General features: G+C 65.9%; 16 protein-coding genes. 7 read left to right on the top strand and 9 right to left on the bottom strand.

All coding sequences use genetic code 11. The features are described 5' to 3' along the window. Positions 1-5: 5 nt before the first annotated feature. Genes D7V77_RS11980 through D7V77_RS11965 form a run of 4 tightly spaced genes read right to left on the bottom strand, consistent with a single transcriptional unit; the run spans position 6 to position 3,152 of the window. Positions 6-1,130 (bottom strand): hypothetical protein, encoded by a 1,125-nt coding sequence (locus D7V77_RS11980; RefSeq protein ID WP_126933897.1) that lies wholly within the window; start codon positions 1,128-1,130, stop codon positions 6-8. Between the two features lie 24 nt (positions 1,131-1,154). After that, a complete protein-coding gene (locus D7V77_RS11975; protein WP_120576402.1) occupies positions 1,155-2,459 on the bottom strand; it encodes a glycoside hydrolase family 2 TIM barrel-domain containing protein in 1,305 nt (434 codons plus the stop codon). A gap of 49 nt (positions 2,460-2,508) precedes the next feature. Next, the gene (locus tag D7V77_RS11970; RefSeq protein WP_147452050.1) at positions 2,509-2,838 is read right to left on the bottom strand and encodes a hypothetical protein; all 330 of its coding nucleotides are present in this window, start codon (positions 2,836-2,838) and stop codon (positions 2,509-2,511) included. Between the two features lie 8 nt (positions 2,839-2,846). Continuing rightward, entirely contained in the window at positions 2,847-3,152 is a 306-nt protein-coding gene (locus D7V77_RS11965; protein WP_120576400.1) for a hypothetical protein, read from the bottom strand. Between the two features lie 95 nt (positions 3,153-3,247). Between D7V77_RS11965 and D7V77_RS11960 the strand changes: the two genes are divergently transcribed. Both D7V77_RS11960 and D7V77_RS11955 read left to right on the top strand, forming a co-directional pair. Beyond that, the gene (locus D7V77_RS11960) at positions 3,248-3,559 is read left to right on the top strand and encodes a hypothetical protein (protein WP_147452049.1); all 312 of its coding nucleotides are present in this window, start codon (positions 3,248-3,250) and stop codon (positions 3,557-3,559) included. Positions 3,560-3,601: 42 nt separating this feature from the next. Continuing rightward, entirely contained in the window at positions 3,602-5,281 is a 1,680-nt protein-coding gene (locus D7V77_RS11955) for an RluA family pseudouridine synthase (RefSeq protein WP_233596889.1), read from the top strand. A gap of 9 nt (positions 5,282-5,290) precedes the next feature. Here the strand turns inward: D7V77_RS11955 and D7V77_RS11950 are convergent, their stop codons facing one another. The 4 genes from D7V77_RS11950 to D7V77_RS11935 form a co-directional block, all read right to left on the bottom strand. Continuing rightward, the gene (locus tag D7V77_RS11950; RefSeq protein ID WP_120576398.1) at positions 5,291-6,196 is read right to left on the bottom strand and encodes an NADP-dependent oxidoreductase; all 906 of its coding nucleotides are present in this window, start codon (positions 6,194-6,196) and stop codon (positions 5,291-5,293) included. A gap of 131 nt (positions 6,197-6,327) precedes the next feature. After that, the gene (locus tag D7V77_RS11945; RefSeq protein WP_120576397.1) at positions 6,328-7,434 is read right to left on the bottom strand and encodes an alpha/beta fold hydrolase; all 1,107 of its coding nucleotides are present in this window, start codon (positions 7,432-7,434) and stop codon (positions 6,328-6,330) included. Next, complete coding sequence (locus D7V77_RS11940; RefSeq protein ID WP_199733770.1) at positions 7,424-8,971, bottom strand: FAD-dependent oxidoreductase; 1,548 nt, start codon at positions 8,969-8,971, stop codon at positions 7,424-7,426. The genes D7V77_RS11945 and D7V77_RS11940 overlap by 11 nt, the downstream gene beginning before the upstream one ends. 12 nt (positions 8,972-8,983) lie before the next feature. Next, positions 8,984-11,344, bottom strand: coding sequence for a GMC oxidoreductase (locus D7V77_RS11935; protein ID WP_120576396.1), 2,361 nt, complete (start codon positions 11,342-11,344; stop codon positions 8,984-8,986). 280 nt (positions 11,345-11,624) lie between these two features. Here D7V77_RS11935 and D7V77_RS11930 point away from each other — a divergent pair, with 280 nt between their 5' ends. From D7V77_RS11930 to D7V77_RS43245, 5 genes are all read left to right on the top strand, one after another. Next, positions 11,625-13,448: a serine/threonine-protein kinase gene (locus D7V77_RS11930; protein ID WP_233596882.1), complete on the top strand. Its 1,824-nt coding sequence runs from the start codon at positions 11,625-11,627 to the stop codon at positions 13,446-13,448. 235 nt (positions 13,449-13,683) lie between these two features. Continuing rightward, entirely contained in the window at positions 13,684-15,528 is a 1,845-nt protein-coding gene (locus D7V77_RS11925; protein ID WP_120576394.1) for a serine/threonine-protein kinase, read from the top strand. 452 nt (positions 15,529-15,980) lie between these two features. Beyond that, positions 15,981-16,988, top strand: coding sequence for a hypothetical protein (locus D7V77_RS43255; protein ID WP_147452048.1), 1,008 nt, complete (start codon positions 15,981-15,983; stop codon positions 16,986-16,988). Next, positions 16,989-17,528: a hypothetical protein gene (locus D7V77_RS43250; RefSeq protein ID WP_147452047.1), complete on the top strand. Its 540-nt coding sequence runs from the start codon at positions 16,989-16,991 to the stop codon at positions 17,526-17,528. A gap of 65 nt (positions 17,529-17,593) precedes the next feature. Beyond that, a complete protein-coding gene (locus tag D7V77_RS43245; protein ID WP_147452046.1) occupies positions 17,594-19,531 on the top strand; it encodes a hypothetical protein in 1,938 nt (645 codons plus the stop codon). Positions 19,532-19,563: 32 nt separating this feature from the next. Here D7V77_RS43245 and D7V77_RS11920 read toward each other — a convergent pair whose 3' ends face one another. Further along, positions 19,564-20,802 (bottom strand): nitronate monooxygenase family protein, encoded by a 1,239-nt coding sequence (locus D7V77_RS11920; protein ID WP_233596866.1) that lies wholly within the window; start codon positions 20,800-20,802, stop codon positions 19,564-19,566. Positions 20,803-20,924 lie beyond the last annotated feature (122 nt).

Genomic DNA, 20,924 nt, shown 5'->3' with positions numbered 1-20,924 from the left:
GTGCTTCAGGGAGTGGCCGGAGACGTGGCGCAGGCGGACTGGTAATCCTGGAGCTTGCGCTCGAAGCGTTCCCGTTCCGGCGCGGGCCATTTCGCGGGCAGCAGCTCCACGGCCTTGCGCTGTTGCGCCAGCGCCTCGGTGCACTGGTTCAGCCCGAAGTGCGCGGCGGCGGCGGTCTCCAGCACGTAGGGATTGGGGTGCTCGCCCAGCGCAGAGCGGCGGATGGCGGGGCGCAGTGCCTTCAGCGCGTCGGAGTGCTGGCCCGCCTGGACGCGCTGCCAGGCCATCTCCGTGGCGATCCACCAGTATTCGGGCGCCATCGCGTAGGCCCGGGCCAGCACCCGGGGATAGTGCGGATGATCCGGTGCATGGATGGCGAGCTGCGCGGCCAGGTTGGTCCAGGCCGATGTGCTCGTAGGGGACCACCCCACCCGCTTCCGGGCCCACTCCAGCTTCAACTCCGTGGACAGGTCCGGGCTCCGGTTGCTGCCGTAGATGGGATGGAAGTTGACGGTGTACGGGCGGCTCATCGGATGCCCCGCCAGCATCCACGGCCTGTACCGGTCCTCTGAGAGCTGCGCGATGAGGTGCGCTGCTTCATGCTCCGGCCCACTCTCGATGACCTGACAGTCGCGCAGGCGGCCATCCACATCCAGCCGGCAGCCGAGGATGATCAGCGCGTACTGGGTGTGGGTGAACCGCGGCTCCCGCTTCATGGGGCGTACCGCCGCGGCCTCAAGGATGACCGAAGGCTGCACCTGCTCCTTCAAGAACACGCACGCCTTCTCGTAGTCCGCGTCGCATGAGGCTCGCAGCTCCCCGAAGGCGCGGCGAAGCTCCGCGTCGGAGGGATTTCCCTTCAGGACCTGGACGACCTCTTCGAAGACACGGGGCGCCTGGTCAGGCTCCAGCTCCACGGAAGGGGCCTTCAAGGAAGCAAACGCGTCGGTGGTGACGAACCCGAAGTTCGTGCCCTGGGCGATGCGGCGCTCATAGGAGCTCGGGTCGTCCAGGTAGGCATCCATGGCCAGCGACAGGTGACCATGACTCGCAGTGGACGGGGGAAGACCGTAGTGGCCACATCCCGTTGAAAGGCACAGCAGGAAGAGGGACAGCAGACGCCAGGACATGGCGCTGGACTGTAGCGCAGGGCCTCAGGGAGTCGCGGGAGCCGACACGGACGTCGTGGCCGCGACCAGGTTCCCCGCGCCGTCCTTCGCCAGGCCGTACAGCTTGATGGCGCCCGTCACGACTGGCAGACGCACCCGCCACGTACCGGGAGTGGTCCCCTTCCGGGACTCCAGCATCGTCACGCGGTCGCGCTCCGCTCGGGCTGACGCGCCCCGGAAGTTGTAGGCGAAGGACACGTCCAGCGGAGTGGCGGAGGTGACGTCGAAGGCCACGGTCGCCCAGTCTTTCTCCAAGCCCCGGACCTCCAGGCGCACCGGCACGGGCAGCTCGGGCGCTGGCTTCACGCCCGTGTACGCCTCCCGCACCGCGTGCCACGCCGGCCGCGTGGACGTACCGGACAGCATGCCCAGCCACAGGCCGGTGTGATCCAACGCCGCGCTGTAGTTGAAGACGAACAATCCCAGACACCGGCCCGCCTGGACGTGGGGAGCCAGGGCGTTGCGCCAGCCGTCCACGATGACGTCGTACTTCTCTCCGTCACCGGGTTCCTGGGGCACGCCGCGAGCGTCCTTGGGGGCCTCCCATTCGCCCTGCGCGCCGAACTCGGTGATGAACCACGGCTTGCGGCCACCAGCCTGTTTCACCGCATCCGCCAGCGCGTGGATGCCCCGGCCGTAGACGTTCAAGCCATACGCATCCAGCGAGGGCACGTACTTCTCCCAGAACGGGATGCCCAGCGTCCAAGCGTCCACGGACAGCACCGGGTGCGCGGGGTCCGCCTTCTTCACCGCGCGGACGACCTTCTCCAGGAAGCGCGCGTAGGCGACCTTGGACGGATCATCCGGCGAATTGAGGATGACTTCGTTGCCCACGCCCCAAGCGAGCACCGCCGGGTGCTCCTTGAAGCGGCGCACCTGCGCGAGAGTGGCCTGGAGTTGCGCCTCACGGCCCTTGGCGTCGCGCACGTAGTCGAACGCGTCGTCATTCTCCATGCCCGGGCGGCCCGGCCGCAGCCACAGTCCCACGAGCACGCGCAGGCCATGTTTGTGCGCGGCATCGAGCAGCGCGGCGGTTTCATCCCCCGTGCCCCAGGTGCGCAGCGTGTTGACGCCCAGGGCCTTGAGTTGCTCGCAATCCTTGTCGAAGTTCGCGGGCCCGCCCGTGCCACTGAAGGTGACTCCCTTCGCCACGTAGGGCTGGCCATCCACCTCCAGCTTCCAGCCCTCCCCTGCCTTCAGGATGGCAGTGCGAGCCTCTACGTCCCACGTGGGAAGCAGGAGCGCGGTCAACAGCAGGATGCCTGCGGCGATGGGGCGGGCAGTGGCCATGACAGAGAGTCTAGCGCGCGTCCGCACTCCCCGAGAGCCCAGACACGAATCAGGGGTCGACCAGTCCTATCAGCAAACTCTCGACATCGAGGACGATGGGGTCCCAGTCCGGCGGTTGTTTCGGCATCGTGCCGTCCCCCACGTGATTGACCAGCCAGGTCTCCATCCGGGCAACGATCACCTGCGCGGTTTCACGCCGGGTCACCAATCCATCCGTCGCCGCCAGCCAAAACTCTCTTGGCCCATACAGGACTTCATTCAACGCATGCTCAAGGTCCGAATCCGACACCTGCTCGAATGCCAGGAGGATCGCCAGTTTCCTGGCACATTCCACCAGGCGCGCCATTTCAGGCCTCGGACCTTCATCCTCAGTGCTCATGAAGCTCCTTATCGGACATGAAAAATCTTGCCCCGCTTCTGAGGCGTCATGTCGAGTACGTCTGAACCCGAGGCTTTCTCCAGAAAGGCCAGGGCTGATTCCAGCGTCTCGAATCTCTCCCTCAACTCAAGAGCATTCTCCTCAACAGCCATCAGCGCCTCAGGGATCTCAAAATAATAGGCAACAAAAACATCCCCTGATCGCTGAACCCCCATGGTCTGGTAGATCGCTTCTCCCTCTCGCACCAGGTCTCTACGCTTCCCCACCTGCTTTCCCGCGTAAATCCACTCACGTAATCGCGCAGGGATGTCCATCACTTCGCCTCCTTGAAACGCTCGCCCGGCCCGACTCTTGTCATTTTCACATCGGTCATCCGTGATGAACTGCGGCGCATTCAGGAGATCGTACCGTGAAGCTCGAAGGAAACGGATGGAGCGGTGACTTCGGCGGTTCCTGTCCGATGCAGGGCGACGGCGAGGTGGACGGCCTTCCGTTCTACTTCCGTGCGCGCTGGGATTCGTGGGAGCTGGACATCGCGCAGCCGGGCTGCGACCCGCTCGACGTCGACGAGGCTGCGATGGCGCGCGGTGAGGGCTGGCGTCACGAAGAGATTTGGCCCGGCGGCCCCTATGACGCGGGCTACATGGAATTGGATGACGTCCAGAGGTGCATGGACCGCGCTGTCGCCCTCTTCCGCGCCAGCCGGCCAGCCACTTCGTAGGCCTGCGTCCCCAGTCCCCAGGTTTCGTGCTACCCCGAAGCCGTGGACCCGCTTGTCACCCACCTCGAACCGGCGCCCCTGGCGGATGAATTGCCAGGTGCGTTCCCGAGCCCCTTCGACGCCGTGGGCCCGCACGCCCTCGCGCGCCGGGCCGCGGAGTCGCTGCAGGCCACGCTTCGCGAGGGATTCATCGCTCCCGGCATTACCAGCGCCGTCCTCCAGGGGCCGGACGGCGGAAAGATGTTCGGCGTGCTCGTGGTTCGGCAGCCGGACGGGACGCTCGGCGTGCTGCGAGCCTTCTCCGCGATGCTCGCGGGACGCTGGGACGTACCGGGCTTCGTGCCTCCCGTCTTCGACCGTGAGGCACGCGCCCGCGTGGAGCCGGTGGCCGACGCCACGGTGAAGTCCCTGCTGACCCGCGCCGAAACCTGGAGGACCTCCGAGGAATTGCGTCGCGTGCGAGAGGAAGATGACGCCCGACAGACACGCGAGGCCACGGAGCGCGAAGCCATGCGCTTGCGCCACGACACCCACCGCCGCCAGCGCCATGAACGTCGCGCCGCCATCGTGGCCATGTCCGCGCTCACGGAGACCGAGCGAGCCCAGGCGCTGCACACGCTCGACCAGGAAAGCCGAGGCGACAAGGCGGAGAAGCGTCGATGGGACGCAGCGCAGGAAGAAGCCCGTCGCCAACTCGCCCCCGCCCGAGCAAAGGCGGAACGACGTGTGCGCGCGCTGGACCGACTGCGGCGCATCGTCTCACGCGGCTTCATGAAGCAGTTCCACGACACCTACGCCATCACCAACGCCCGAGGCGAGACCCGCCCCCTGCGCTCGCTCTACGGTGGCGCGGAGCCCCCATCCGGCGCTGGCGACTGCGCGGGTGCGAAGCTGCTCGCTTACGCCTTCGCGCACGGACTCCAGCCCGTGGCGCTCGCGGAGTTCTGGTGGGGCACGCCTCCCGCGTCCGGTGGCCGCATCCAGGGCGCCTTCTATCCGGCGTGCCGCGACAAGTGCGGCCCCCTGCTCCCATTCATGCAGGAAGGCCTGGAGGTCTCAGCGCCCCGAGTCTTCGTCCCACCGCCCGCGCCCACGCCGGACCTCTCCATCGTCTTCGAGGACGCGTGGCTGGTCGTCATCGACAAGCCCTGTGGCCTGCTGTCCGTGCCAGGCCGGGATGCATCCCTCCTGGACTCGGTGCTCACCCGCCTGCGCGCGCGATACCCCAACGCCACGGGACCACTGCTCGCGCACCGGCTGGACCTGGACACATCCGGGTTGCTCGTCGCCGCGCTGGACAGCCGCACGCACGCGTCCCTTCAACGCCAGTTCCTCCACCGCGACGTGGCCAAACGTTACGTGGCGCTCATCGACGGTCCCGTGCACGGCGGCTCGGGCACCATCACCCTGCCCCTTCGAGTGGACCTGGACGACCGTCCCCGGCAGATCGTCGACCCCATCCACGGCAAGCCCGCGGTCACCGACTGGGAGGTCCTCCACCGCGCGGTGAGCCACACGCGCGTGGCCTTCCATCCACGCACGGGCCGCACGCACCAGCTCCGCGTCCACGCGGCGCACCCTCAGGGCCTGGGCGCGCCCATCATGGGAGACCCGTTGTACGGACACGCGGGCCTGCGTCTGCACCTGCACGCCGAAACGCTGTCCTTCGTGCATCCGGCGACGGGGCAGCGCGTGTCCTTCACCCGCGCCGCCCCGTTCTGAACTTCCGCGTCAGTTGACGAGCAGCACCTTGCCCACGCCGCCCTGCTCCGCGACCTTCTGGGCCTCGCGCGCGTCGTCCAGCTTGAAGGTCCGGCTGATGGGAATCACCAGGTCCCCCTTTGCCGCGCTCACCGCGATCTGCTCGAGCCGACGCGCATCCGGATGAGCCATGAAGCTGCGCACGACGAGGCCCTTCTCCTTCGCGCCCTTCGGCTCACCCAGCACGCTGCCCACGGTCCCGCCGTGCTTCACCTTGTCGAGCACCGCCGCCACGGCCTCACCGCCCACCGTGTCCGCCACCGCGTCCAGCGTGGGCAGCTTCGCGACGTCCTTCGGATCATCCAGCGCGACGACGCCGTCCACGCCCAGCTTCCGGGCCTCCTCCACCTGCGTCTTCCGCACACCCGCCCAGATCTTCGCGCCCCGCGCCCGCGCAGCGAAGACGGCCGAGCGCCCCACCGCGCCCAGCGCGCCAGTGACGAGCACCGTCTCCCCCTGCGAGGGCCGCACGTGCTCCTCGATGAGCTGCGTGCCCGTCAGCGTCACCAGCGGCAGCGCGGCGGCGGCCCGCAGGTCCAGGTTGTCGGGCACCTTCGCCCAGGCCTCCGTGGGCGCGACCACCGTCTCCGCGTAGCCGGCGTTCACCAGGCCCATCACGCGGTCGCCGGGCTCGAAGTCCTCCACGCCCGTGCCCACCTCCACGACCTCACCGGACACGTCGCGCCCGAGGATGGTGGGGAACTTCAGGTCCATCCGCCCCTTCATGTCCCCTCGGCGGATCTTCCAGTCCACCGGGTTGATGCTCGCGGCGGTGACGCGGACCTTCACCTCGCCCGGCCCCACCTTCGGCTCGGGCATCTCCTGCACCGCGAGCACGTCCACGTCCCCATAGCCTTTAAGCACGACCGCTTTCATCCGGGCCTCCACGTAAGCCGAGCGAGGGAAGAGACTTCCAACGTCGGCCCAACGGTAAGCACCCGCGAAGGGGCCGCCATCGTCCGCGACCGCTCGCCCCTCCTCCTGCTTCCCTGGACGGCCGAGGGCCGTCAGCGGGGCTGGAACTCCAGCGCCTCGCGCAGCACCGGATACGTGTCCTCCGCGGCGGTGCTGCCCATGAAGGTGTCCAGGTGGCCGTAGCCCGGCAACATGCGACGCTGGTACCAGCGCGCGCCGTTCGCCTCGCGCAGCCACTGGAAGGTGCGCTCCGTGGACGACGGCAGGTACGTGCGGTTCTGCTCGCTGGAGACGAACGTGATGGGCCGCTGGAAGGGCTCCGGGTCCAGGTAGTCCGGCGGCCGTGCCTGCCCGTAGCGCCGCAGGTTCTCCGCGCGGCCGTAGTCGAACTTCACCGCGTGACCGCCGCGCGACATCTGCCCCAGGTGGCGGAACGTCAGCAGGTTGCACCTACCGAACTGCTCCTCCAACCGCGCGTGCGTCTCCTGGTTGAGGCGCGCGTGCCGGTACAACCGGCCGTACATGAACGACAACCGGTGGCACACCGGGCTGTCACACTCCATCCGCAGGAAGCCCGCCACCTTCGTGAAGGCCGCCTGGAACAACGGCGTGCGGGACGCGTCATCCGGCGTGAGCGAGTCCAGCCCCGCGTCCAGCAGCTCCGGCACCCGCAGGAGCGCCTTGAAGCGCGTGGAGGCCGGCGTGTGGTGGTGCAGCGCCACCTGCGACGCCACCACGGTGCGCACGTCCTGCAGGTGGCCCGCGGCCATGGACATGAAGAACGCCGCGGACCCCGCGCAGTGCACCACCGCCTGCACCGACTCCGCGCCGGTGATTTCGCGGATGCGCCGCACCGCCGTCGGCATGTCGTGGTCCGCCGCGTCGTCCAGCGTGAACTGGCGCAGGGGCAGCTGCACGCTGGCGCGCCAGTCCAGGAGCCACGTGTCGTAACCGTGGCGCACCAGGTACTGGACGAAGTTCTCCTTCAGCGTGGGCAGCATGAACATGCCGCTCCACACGCCCGCGCCGTGCACCAGCAGCACCGGCCCCTTCGTGCCGCCCACGTAGCGGGTGAGCTTGAGGGGCACGCCGTCGCCCGCGAGGAAGTCGTACCGCTCCGCCATGGGCAGGCCCTGGAGCGAGACATCCTGGGACCGCGTCCGCGACACCGCCGCGCTGCTTCGGTAATCAAAAGCCATGGGCCACCGCCTCCGCGATGCGCTCGGCCACCGCGCTGATGGTCATCACCGGATGGAAACCGATGGACGTGGGGATGACGGAGCCATCCGCCACGTACAGTCCGGGGTAGTTGAACACTTCGCCCTCCGTCGACACGACGCCTCGGCCCGGCGACTCCGCCAGGTGCGCCCCGCCCAGCGAGTGCACCGTGAACGGCCGGCGGAACAGCTCCCACGTGACGAGCGGCGCGAACGTCCCGCCATACTGCGAGGCCAGCTCATGCATCGCTGAAGTCATGCGATTCACCAGCGCCACGTTCTCGTTCGCGTAGTCCCACTCGATGTCCAGCCGGTCGCCCTTGAGCACCATGTGTCCGTTGGCATTGTCCTGGCCAATGGCGAACAGGTTGCTCGTGCGCGCCGGATCCACGCCGGTGCCCAGCGGCTTGCTGAACAGCCCCTTGGCGAACGCGCCGTGCAACAGCGGCCATAGCTTCGGCCACAGCGGGGCCCCCATACCGCCCAGCAGGCCCAGCTGCGGCTGCCCCAGCCCCGCGAGCACCGCCGTCGCCGGCCGGTTGAACGTGGCCGTCACCATGGTGAAGCGCGGCGCGGCGTCGAAGAAGCGCATCACCGTGGCCACGTCCGGCCCCTCCCACGGGAGGATCTCCTCGCGGCTGCCGTGCAGCGAGCCCAGGAAGTCGCCGTTGCCGGAGTAGCCGCGGCCCAGCCAATCGCTCACCAGCGGCAGCGTGCGGGCGCGGTCGCGGCTGCGCAGCAATATCTCCACCGTGCCCAGCGCCCCGGCGGACAGCACCACGCGGCTGCCCTCCACGGACGTCTTCTCCCCGGTGGCCAGGTCCTTGAAGTGCACCCGGTAGCCGCCCGCCACGCGCTGCACGTGGGACACGGAGAGGCCCGGCCACACCGTGGCGCCCAGCTTCTCCGCTCGCGCCAGGTAGGTGAGGTCCAGCGTGTTCTTCGCGCCGGACTGGCAGCCGAACTCGCACTCCGCGCAGCGCTGGCACGCCTTGCGGCCCGGGGCGGAGGGCTCCGTCCAGGACACCGCCTGGTCCGGGTCGAACGTCTGGCGCCCCATGCGCCGCGCGGCCTGCTGGAACAGGTCTCGCTTGCGCAACGGGTCGGACGCGGGGAACGGCTTCACGTCCAGTTCGTGCGCCACCTTGTCGTAGTACGTGTCCAACGCCTCGCGGCTGAAGCCCCGGGGCCAGCGCGGATGGTCGAAGACGATGGGGTCCGGCCGCACGTGGATGTTCGCGTAGACGAGCGACCCGCCGCCCACGCCGCTCGCCGTCACCGTGCCGATGCCGGACAGGAAGCGCACGTCATAGAGCCCGCGCGCCTCCGGGCGGATGGGATTGCGCCAGAGCAGCTCGTCCGCGCGAGTGACGTCCCGGGGGAACTGGCCCGGGTTGTACCGGCGGCCCCGCTCCAGCACCGCCACGGACCTGCCCGCCTGCGCCAACCGGAGCGCGGTGATGGAACCGCCGAAGCCGGAGCCCACCACCACCACGTCGTACTTCTTCGCCATGCCCATGGTGTGTTCCCCCTAGTCGAACTTCGCGCGGGCGAAGACGTCCCAGAGCGTGCCCATGAACATGCCGCCGAAGCGCCGCATCGCGTCCGCCTGTTTCAGCGGCGAGGACGTTCCCAGCACGGAGAACGTGGTGAGCTGCTGGAGGAAGTCCGGCAGGTGCAGCCGGATGATGCCGGTGGCGACGATGGGGCCGGTGCGCTCGTGCCCCTTGCGCAGCACGGTGTAGAGCGTGGACGTGTCGCTCCACACGTCGAAGCCCGCGTCGTCGTTGACCTCCTTGTAGCCATCCAGGAGGTACGGCTGGCCATCCACGCCGGTGAAGGGCATCAGATACAGCATGCGCCGCTCGTAGAAGCGCTCCGTGCCCACGAAGAGGTTGAAGACGCCGTTCTCCACCGGCGCGCCCCCGGGCGGCGTGAAGCCGCGCACGTGCAGCGTGCCCTGCACGATGCCGCCGTGTGACTCCTGCGCGAGGAAGCGGTCCAGGTTGGGCAGCGTGATGGTGACGACGAACTCCGCCGTCTGCCCGCCGCGCTGGCCCGCCCGCGCAGCTCCGGCGAAGTCCTCTGGCGACGGGTGGTTCGGCTGGAGGAAGCCCTTCATCCGCTCCGTGAAGCGCAGGCCCACCACCGGCGTGGGGGACACCACCGTGCCTCCGGGCGGAATCACCACGTCGCCCAGCGGATCCGTTCCGGGCACCACCGGCGAGGCCACCGTCTCCACCTCCGGCATCATCCGCAAGCTGACGCGAGGCGGGTACGCGGGCGTGGCCTTCATGGGCGCGCGCTCCGGCGCCACCCAGCCCGGCGCGTCCTTCGCCTCGCGGATGGCCCGCTCCACGTTGAGCTCCGCCACCGCGGCGATGGTGGAGGACGGGTTGACGCCCACGCCCACCGGCAGCGCCGCGCCGTCCATGACGTAAAGGCCGGGATAGCCGTGCACCTGGCCGTCGGGCTTGAGGACGCCGTACGCGGGCTCCTCCGCCATCGCGCAGCCGCCCAGGTTGTGCACGGACACCGGCAGGTGCAGCCGCTCCCACAGCGGGTTGTAGGCGGCGCGCGTGCCCAGCGCTCGGGCCACGTCCTCGCAGAGCTGCTCCTGCGTGCGGTACAGCGGCAGGTTCGCGGGCACGTCCCACTGCACCTGGAGCTCGCGCGTGATGGGCGACAGCGTCAGCCGGCCGTTGGACTTGTCCCGGCCCATGGCCAGGAACACGGCCTGGAAGCGGCCGCGCTCGTTCTCGATGGCGGCCATCTCCTTGGAGCGCGTGCGCAGCACCTTCACCAGCTCGCGCTGGAGCAGGTCCGCCGGGAGCGACATGGCGCGGTCGGGGTCCATGGCCACCATCAGCCCCGCGGCCTGCACCGGGTGCCCGCCCTCCTGGAAGAGGAACCAGGTCTTGTCCTTGCCCTGCCCTTCGTCCACCACCATGCCGGTGGTGATGGTGGGGCCCACCGCGGGATCCCACGGCTCCTTCGTGTCGAAGGCGAAGGCGAGGAAGTCCCCGTTGGCGGAATAGCGCGTCCCCAGCCGCGCGCTCAGGTCCGGCAGCGTGCCGTGCACGTCGCGGTTGCGCAGCAGCAGCTCCGTGGAGTTCACCGCGCCCGCGCACAGGAAGACGCGGCGGGCGTCCACGGTGCGCTGCATGCCGGCGCTGGCGTGGTCGGTGAAGGTGACGCGGTAGCCCGGCGACAGGGGCTCGATGCGGGTGACCTCCGCCTGGGTGGTGACCTCCGCGCCCCGCTGTTCGGCGACGGCCAGGTAGTTCAGGTCCAGGGTGTTCTTCGCGCGGCGGTTGCAGCCGATGTCGCACTCGCCGCAGTAGTTGCAGCCCTCCTGGAGCACGCCGAACTTGTTGGGCAGGGGCTCGCCCGCGGGGGCGAAGCGCACGGCGAGGTTCGGGTAGAAGAACTGCGCCTCGCGGCCCAGCTTCTTCGCCACCTCCTGCATCCGCTTCGTCTTGGGCGGCAGCCCGCGCGCGGCGGCGGTGATGGGCTGCACGTCCAGCATGTGCGCGACCAGGTCGTAGTACGGATCCAACGACTCCCGGCTGTAGCCCTCCGGCCACCCGGACGCGAACACGTCCGGCGGCGGGCGCAGGTGCACGTTGGCGTAGATGAGCGAGCCGCCGCCGTACCCCGCGGCCTGAACCACGCTCATCCCCTTGAGGAGCTTGATGTCGAAGAGCCCCTGCCGGTGCTGCCACAGCCAGCCGTTGCGAGGGTCCTCGAAGTCGCGAGGGAAGCTGCCCTTCGGGTAGCGCAGGCCACGTTCGAGCACGCGCACGGTCAAACCCGCCTGCGCGAGCCGACAGGCCGCCACCGCGCCGCCAAACCCGGTGCCGATGACCAGGGCGTCGTATGCCGGTGCCATGTTCCCCCTCGGGTGCGGTCCCTGGGGAGCAGGGATCCGGAAGCGCGACCCGGGAACGTCCAGGTGAAGGACGGACCTGACTCTACAACGGGTCACCCCCGTTTCCTTGAGGCCGGCCCCCCTCCACGGATCAGCATTTTTCGCTCTGGAGAACTGGATTCCATGATCAGCACGGATAGGTTGGCGGGCGAGCGGGCAGATGGCTCGCTTGGACGCGCGACGTCATGGCCATGGCCCGGTACCATCGGCGCGGAACGACCTTTCCCATGAACGCGGACGAGTGCCAGAAGCGGGGTCACCGGAGGTGGTGACGGACGAGGAGGTCCCGGCGGCGCCGACGGCGACCGCGCCCTCGGTGGATCCGCTGGTGGGGTCGACGATTGGCGAGTTCGTCATCCGGGAGCGCGTGGGCGCGGGAGGGATGGGGGTCGTCTACCGGGCGGAGCACCCGCTGATTGGCAAGCACGCGGCCATCAAGGTGATGCGCGCGGAGCTGGTGTCCCCGGAGCAGGAGCAGCGGCTGCTGGTGGAGGCGCGGGCGGTGAACGCCATCCGGCATCCGGGCGTGCTGGACATCTTCAACTTCGGGACGCTGCCGGACTGCCGGCCGTACGTGGTGATGGAGTTGCTCCAGGGCCAGTCGCTCGCGGACCGGATGCGCGAGCAGGACCGGATGGACGTGGGGACCACGGCCTGGGTGTTGGAGCATGTCCTCGCCGCGCTGGGGGCCGCGCACCGGGCGGGAGTGGTGCACCGGGACCTGAAGCCCGCGAACGTGTTCCTGATGGAGCAGCCGGACGCGGCGCCGCTGATCAAGCTGGTCGACTTCGGCATCGCCAAGGTGATGCAGGAGCATGACGCGCTGGCGCGGGCGGACCGCTCCACGGTGGGGACGCCGGACTTCATGGCCCCGGAGCAGATTCGCGGCGGAGAGGTGGGCCCGGCCGCGGACCTGTACGCGCTGGGCGTCATGGCGTTCCACATGCTCACGGGCACCCGGCCGTTCCAGGGTGACAACGTGCAGGTGATGTTCGCGCACGTGGAGCAGATCCCTCCCCGGGTGTCGTCGCGGGTGGAGGGGATTCCGCCGGAGCTCGATGAACTGGTGTCGCAGTTGATGGAGAAGGAGCCCGCGAAGCGGCCCGCGACCGCGACGGCCGTGCGGATGAAGCTCCGGGGGCTGGCGCGACCGCCCGTGCCGTCCGTGAGCGTGGAGCCGGAAGCGCCACCGCCGCCGAGCGTGGAGTCGCGGACCGTACCGCAGGTGCCCACGACCCTCGTGCCGCCGGGGCGCCGGAACGGGGTGTCCGTCGCGGTGGCGGCGGTTGCCGGTGTGGCGCTGCTGGGGTTGGGGTACTGGTGGGGGACGCAGACGCAGGTGATTGCGCCGCCGCGACCTTCCGAGCCGGTGACGGTGGAAGCGAAGCCCGCGCCTCCGGTGGAGCCGCCGCCAGTCACTGCGACGCAGGCCCCTGCCGAAGAGCCGCCCGAGGTCATCGCGGAAGAAGCGCCTGTAGAGGAAGAGACCGCGACAGCGACCCTGGCGAAGTCCACGAAGTTGCCGCCATTGCCAGCGGGAACTGCCTCCGAGAAGAAGATGGAGCAGCGGCTCGCAGGTCTGTTCAAGCTCCTGCTGGCGCGGGCGAAGGACGTGGATGCGGAGGGAGCGCTGCGCGGCAAGCTGATCCAGCAGTACCGGGCCGCCACGGACGCGACGGACGCCGAGCGTGCGCGCATCCATGTCGCGCTGGATGACATCGAGAAGGACCTGACCCAGCGCATCGCACTGCACGACGCGCCCCCGGCGCCCGTCGTCGTTGTCGCGCCCCCGGAGCCGCCCAAGGTTCCGGCGCTCGTGATTCCCAAACTCCCCACCCTGCCCCAGGGCAATGCCTCCGAGCAGAAGCTGGCCCAGCGCATGGACAAGCTGGTCGCGGAGCTGCGCAAGCGCACGCAGAACCAGGACGTCGCGCCGGAGCTCACGAAGCAGTTGGTGGACATCTACAAGTCCGCGGCGAACGCCACGACCGCCACCGAGCGCATGACCGTGCATCAGGCCTTGGATGCGTGGCAGGAGCGGTTGACGACGCGCTTCCCGCGCTGAGCATTACGTCCAGGGGATCCACGGAAGTCCCAAACCCTCAACATCCCCATGACGGGCCCTGGCAGGAGGCGTCATGAGGGATTCCCCGGAGGTAACGGGGAGGAAAAGGACCGGCTCACTGCAAGTACAGGAGACCCCGCGTCGACTGGCGGACGAGCGAACAACCGGCAAGCCCACAAGGCACGCGACGGCGTCCCCGGGCTCACGGTACTGTCACCGCAAAACGAGCTTTTCAATGAAGACGCGAAGAATTCCGGAGACGGGGGCACACCGGGCGCTGACGGAACGGGAGGTGCCGGTGGCGATGGCATCCACTGCGCCGAAGGCGGATCCGCTGCTGGGGGCGCAGCTGGGTGAGTTCATCATCCAGGAGCGCATCGGCGCCGGTGGGATGGGGGTGGTGTACCGGGCGGAGCACCCCATCATTGGCAAGCAGGCCGCCATCAAGGTGTTGCGCTCGGAGTTGATGTCGCCAGAGCAGGCGCAGCGGTTGCTGGTGGAGGCGCGGTCGGTCAACGCCATCCGTCACCCGGGCATCCTGGACATCTTCAACTTCGGGTCGTTGCCGGACGGGCGGCCGTACGTGGTGATGGAGCTGCTCCAGGGCCAGTCGCTCGCGGCCGTGCTGCGCGCGCGAGGCCGGCTGGACGTGGGGACAGCGGTCTGGATGTTGGATCAGATCCTCTCGCCGCTGGGGGCAGCGCACCGGGCGGGAGTGGTGCACCGGGACCTGAAGCCGGCGAACGTGTTCATGGCGGAGCGGCCGGATGCGGCGCCCATGCTCAAGCTGGTCGACTTCGGCATCGCCAAGGTGCTGCAGTCGCACGAGGGACTGACGAACGCGGACGGGTCCGTGTTGGGGACACCGGACTTCATGGCGCCGGAGCAGGTCCGCGGAGGCGCGGTCGGCCCGGCCACGGACCTGTATGCGCTGGGCGTGATGGCATTCCAGATGTTCACCGGCGAGCGCCCGTTCCAGGGTGACAACGTGCAGGTGATGTTCGCGCACGTCGAACAGGCACCGCCGCCGCCCTCGTCGAAGGTGGAGGGTCTGCCGCCGGAACTCGACGCGCTGCTGCTCCAGTTGCTGGAGAAGGATCCGGCGAAGCGCCCTGCATCCGCGGAGGAGGTGCGGCACAGGTTGAAGGCGCTGTCGCTCGAGCGGCCGCCGGGCGCGATGGGGCCGTCCGTGCCGGTGGAGCCAAAGCGGGAGGAGCCCACGTCTCCGACGGCGCCCCAGCCGCCGGGGCTCGCGGTGATGCTCGCGGATCGCCGGAAGGTGGCACCGCTCGCGGCGGTGGCGGTCGCGACGGTGGCGCTGCTGGGCACGGGGCTGTGGTGGATGACCCGGCCCGCGGAGACGCCGCCCACGGTGGAGCAGCGTCTGCCCATGCCGCTCCCGCCCGTGGTGAAGGAGTTGGAGCCGGTGGTGCCACCCGCGCCGGAGACGGTCGTGAAGGCCGAGCCCGAGACCGAGGCCGAGCCCGAGACCGAGCCGGAGGCACCCGAGGAAGAGGCGCCGGAGACGGAGGTGAAATCAGGACTGCCTTCGCTGCCGCTCACGACGGCGTCGGAGAAGAAGCTGGCGCGGCGGTTGTTTGGTTTGTTCAAGCAACAGCGGGCGCGGGCGAAGGACGTGGACGAGGACGGAGCATTGCGCGGCAAGCTGATCCACCAGTACCGGGCCGCCGCGGATGCGACGACGGAGGCCGAGCGTGCGCGGATCCACGTGGCGCTGGATGGCATCGAAAAGGAACTGACGCAGCGCATCGCCTTGCATGACGCACCGCCCGTGGTCGTCGTCCCAGAGATGCCCAAGGTCCCGCCACTCCTGCTGCCCTCGCTGCCCTCCCTGCCCCGGGCCAGTGGGCCTGAGCAGCGATTGGCACAGCGGTTGGACAGACTGGTCGCGGAGCTGCGTAAGCGCACGAAGGGCCAGGACGTCGCGCCGGAGCTCACGAAGCAGTTGGTGGACATCTACCGGTCCGCAGCGAACACCACAACCGCCACGGAGCGCATGGAAGTGAATCAGGCGCTGGATGCGTGGCAGGAGCGATTGACGACGCGCTTCGCGAAGTGAATGGGCGGCAATTGCTGGCGGGTATGACTTCATATTCCGGCAGTCATTCACGACCCGTCGTTCGCATAGCTAGTGCCGACTATATCATCTGAGGAGCGAAGAGGCACCGCCATAGGCCATTCGCGCACGGCCCCTCATATAAAGTCCGTCATTCGCTCATCCCAGTCTGGACCGGCTAACCGAGAAACACCTCCTCGGCGGAGTTCTGCTCATCGTTCGGCTGTCCCCTCCGGACTGGAGACCTCTTTGGGCAGGTGCTTTGGCCCAAAAAGGGGGGGGGCAATCGGCCAAGCTCGCGCGCAACTCGATGGCACCACCTGTAGACCGAGTAGGTCCCCAGTACCGGCAAGGAAGAACAGCTGGCAGCAGGGCCTTGTCCTCTTTTAGGGGGACCCCCTGGTGGTATGATGTCTGCTGCACACTTAACTACCAAAACATGTCCCGGAGCCCCCTTGGCTTATCGACCAATCTGCGCTGAATACGCAAAGCGTCTTGCCACGCTTGAGGGAGATGACTTCCAACTCGAAGTGTGCACCTTGCTCAGTCGCAACTTCTTCGGATTCCAATTCATACCAGACAAACCAAGCGGCGACGGCGGGTTGGATGGGCTCTCCCACAACCACACAGTGGGCTATTGCTGCTATGGGCCAGAAATCGCAGGAGCAGGGCTCACATCCGCCGACATCAAAACCAAAGTACTCTCGAAATTCTACTCAGATCTTCGGCGAATATTCGAACTTGATTTCCCACCAAGTGCAAAAAAGAACGCCACGCCAATCCACTCGGAAAACAAGAAGCTCAGCAGCATAGTTCGCCCAGGATCGAAGCTCACCCAAGTCACCCTGTGCTGCTCTTGGTTCGAAGACAACACAATCATCGGCCCGCTAAACGCAAAATTCGATGAATACAAAAAAATCAGCAAACTCAACTATATCGACCCAGCCTGCACATTAACATTTCAAGGCCCCCATCAAATCTCAACCAGCTACGCAGTAGACGACCAGGCAATGCTACGCCTTGAGCAACCAGATCTCATGAAGGCACTAAACAAAACCCCTATAGCAAGTACACAGCCGCCACCAGATCTCAGCGCCTTTGAAGAAAAAATGCAGGTGCTTGCCGACACATTCCCTCAAAAGAAAAACAGCATCAACAGCATCAGGAAGCGCCTACTTGAAGATTGGGGCAAGAGCCTTCAGGTCTCAGAAAGCCTCAACAACACCGCCCCAAATATATACAAGAAATACGAAAATCTCATCAAAGACGTAGCCAACAAAGCCCTGGAGCAATCCATGACGGCAGGGCCATCCGACTTCAACACCATTCTATCCAAATTTCGCGAAGGGATTGCACTGCGCCTAAAAGACGAATTGCACTTTCCTCCCGAGGAAATTCAGAATATCGCCGCCCAGCTTACTGCTCAACTAGTCGGCGAATGCCCTATCGACTGGAGGCCCTAGGTGACTCATCCGCTCGACGAACTCTCTGAATTACTCCTCACATCAAACCTGCGGCCACAGCTCATTCCCAGCCGCATCTCTCGGCCTTTCTTCTATGACGCAACCTACAATTTCAGCATTATTTCTTGCGTCATCATGAATCTAGGCTCACCCCAAAAACAAGATCGGCAAACCTGGCAAATCAACAACTCCATTCTAAAATTCTGTCATTTTCTCGCAGTACGACCGGTCCTACTGAAAGACTTTCGCATCTGGCATGAGCACAACTCCCAAAAATCAAACCTTGAGCTTGAGACATGGCCAAGGCTTCCACGCGGATTTCTAACAGACGACACACAGGCCGCCGCGGCGACTTTCCTCGTAACAACTGGAGCCCTGCAGCGCACAGGCAAATACACCACACTCAAGGCAACCAGCGACAACAAACTCCTTCACCTCCTCAAAACAGTTGAAGAACAGCAGCTCTTCCAGAACGAAAGACGCACAATTCTCCAGCTCAAGGAGATGAAAATCACACAAACCATGCTTGGTGTCGCATGATAAGAATAAACAGCATCAAGGTCTCCGGAGTTGCCGGAGGGAAGCAATTCGCCGGACACATCAGCGTGAAATCCGGAATGCACGTTATTGCCGGCGAAAACGACTACGGCAAGACGCTAATCTCGACCGCCATCGCTTGGTGCCTAGCCCTAGAGCCGATGTACGGAGTAAGACCGGGAGACAATGCCATCTTCTCATCTGGGGTTCGCGAACGAATCGAACTGCACGGAGACAAGACATATCCAATCGAAACATCAGCCGCCGAAATAGAAATTACCATCCACGGCAAAGGCACATATCGCCTACGCCGTCCAATCATCGGAGAGAAAACGAACTACATCACAATCTCCGAACATAACGGCAAGACATTTGACACTGAGAGGAACTTGATTGTAGGCGGCGGAAGCCTCAAGAACGAGTCAACTGGCTTCCAACACTGGCTCTTCAAAATGGCCAATCTACCTCACGCCGAGGTGATGACATCCAAGGGGACTCCCAGCGAAATCTACATCGAGAACTTGGCTCCCCTTTTCTTCATTGAGCAAACCGAAGGCTGGAGCGATCTCCAAAGCCTTCAAATCTATCGATACGGACAAATATCAATAAATGAAGCAGTCATAGAGTATCTACTTGGCTTGGACACCCGCCTAGGACACCGCTTCGCAAAACAAGCAGCAGACTCCAGGAGCGGAGAAATAAGGCAGGAAGCAATCCACATCTTAACTCAGGTGAACAGATTCATTACCTCTAACGGTTGGGACGAACTACTTCCCACGAAGCTTTCGCTAGATACGTTAGGGGAGCGCCTTGGCGCACTTAAACTCTCAGAATATCTCCTAGAGAAATTCAACTGGTCGCCAGCAGAAGAGCACAAACAACTCACGGCAAAAACCGGGCAACTACGGACCGCGCTCAATAGAGATCGAACCGCCTCGCAAGGCGCCTCTCCTGTAGCGGCAGTCTCATCGCGCGCAATCCAACTCAAAGAGGCAATTCACCAAAAAAAACAGCTAATCAACACCCTGCGACAGCAACTTCTCGGCCAAGAGGAACTCATCCAAACAACTGAAACCAGAGTCTCATCGGCCAAAGATTTGCTACACCTAAAACGGAACAATATTGGCTTTCCACAGCACACAGAGTGCCCTACCTGCATGCGGGCCCTGGATGTTGAAGAACTAGACCTCGACAACCAAGGACTGGACACAATCACCAGGCATATTTCCACCCTTGAAAGGGACCGAGACGCACTAAGAACCTCTCTATCAGCGACGCGTACAGAGATAGAAGGAGCGGTTCGCGAACTCGCCAATGCAGAGGACGAGTTCTTCGCCGCAGAAAGAAATCTTGAACTCATGCAATCTGCCGCGGGCCCGCAGCGCGAAGCCCTTGTGGGAACAGCCATTCAGATTATTGACCTAGAACGCAGTATTGAGCGCAATCGCAAGGCGGCAAACGACCTGCTCGAACTCCAGAAGCTGATAGACGATTGGAATATCGTATTTTCGACTTTCTCGAGAACCCTGGAAGAGAAGGACTCTCGACTGGATGCGGCAAAAGAATCTGCGTTTATAGCAACCTTCCGGAACACACTGCTTGACTTGGGATATGCGAAGCTCTCAGAATCATCCGTGAAGACTGTTCGCCTAGATGAACATTATACGCCATACCTTGAACACCGCCGCTTGCGTTCAATCGGCTCAGGTAGCGATCGCGCACGACTAGTTTGCGCGTTTTCCGCTGCGCTTTTGCAAACCAGTCTAAATCTCGGAGGGCACCACCCAGGGCTGCTTTTGTGGGATGAGCCGCTTCAACAGAACCCTGATGATGCCCATCGAGCGATTTTTTGCGACACGCTCATAGGATTAGCCAAACACCTCACCGGCGGACAGCTCTTGATAATGACTCACCTTCGCGAAGATGAAGTGAAGGTGCTCAAAAGATCCGAGATAAACCTCACAGTGCTCCCATCTCACGAGCGTTTTTTGCGAGTCATTAACTAGAGAGCAGTTTTGATGAGGCTCAGCTAGACAGATTAGCCCCGGTCCTCCTCGTCCGCCTCATCCAGCCCCTCCGGCGACTCCAGCAGCCGCCGGGCCCGCTCCATCATCTCCACGACGATCTGCCCGGCGGGCTGCACGGTGTCGATGCGCGCCATGCTCGCGCCTCCCGCCGGGAGACTCATCTCCTCCAGGTCCCCCTGCGTGTCCGGCGTGGGCAGGAACGAGCTGAACTTCGGCATCACGTACTGCACGTCCAGCACGCCCGGGAACAGCCGCGTCGTCCCGATGGCGTCGGACTCCGCCGTGGGCGGCGCGCTCGACTCGCGCCCCGCCCACTCGCGCACCACGCGGTTGCGGATCACCCGCATTCGCTTGCCCGGCCACTCCGGCCCGAACAGCGTCGTCATCGCCGTGTCGCCCGCGTCCCCGTCCACCAGCCGCTCCTTGTAGAGCGGATGCGCGTACGCCTCCACCGACGCCACCAGCCGCGTGCCCACCCAGACGCCGTCCGCGCCGTGATGCAGCGCGCGCGCCGCGCTGAGTCCGTCCGCGATGCCTCCCGCCGCCAGCACCGGCACCGCGTCCGTCAGCTTCCGGAACTCCTTCAGCAACACCAACGTCGGCGTGCTGCCCAGGTTGCGCCCGCCCGCCTGCCGCCCCTGGGCGATGAGCCCCTGCACCCCGGCGTCCAGTGCCTGCCTTGCCAGCTCCACCGTGCCTGCCTGCACCCAGACCCGCGTCCCCGCGGCCTGCAGCGCTTGAATCCATTCGCGCGGCGGCAACGCCCAGTGGAACACCACCACCGGCACCTTCGCCGCGATGCACGTGTCCATGTGGTCCCGCGTCGTGAAGCCTTGCGGCTCCAGCCGGTCCACGATGAAGTCCACGCCGTAGGGGCGCTGCGTGCCCGCCTGGATGGCCTTCAGCCGCGCCTCCAGCACGCCCGGCGGCTCCGGCGCCGTACCCAACATTCCCAGGCCGCCCGCTTCCGACACCGCCACCACCAACGGAGGCAGGGACACGAACGCCATGCCCGCTCCGACGAAGGGATAGTGGATGCCCAGCTCGCGCGTCAGCCGCGTCCTCAGCGTGTTGCCCTCCAACACGTAGATGGGCTTCGACTTCGGACGGGCCTCCAGGCCCGCGGCATCGGACTCGCCGTCCGCCAGCGACGCCTCGTCCTCGGAGGAAGCAGAGGGCTGGCCGGGTCGTCCGTCGTTCGCGCCGTTCATCGCGTCTCCCGAAAGGGTGCTGACGTACCGAGCCTTCAAGATTAGCAGTGCCTCCCCCTGATTCAGCCGCGGCCGGGCGGGGCCGTGCTCACTGGCCAGCAGAGCGGCCTCACTCCTCCGGGATGAGGCCGCCGGGCCCCAGCCCCGCGTCCGTCAGAACC

Source organism: Corallococcus sp. CA041A, assembly GCF_003612075.1.
Taxonomy (GTDB): Bacteria; Myxococcota; Myxococcia; order Myxococcales; family Myxococcaceae; genus Corallococcus; species Corallococcus exiguus.
This window is presented reverse-complemented; position numbering and strand designations above follow the sequence as displayed.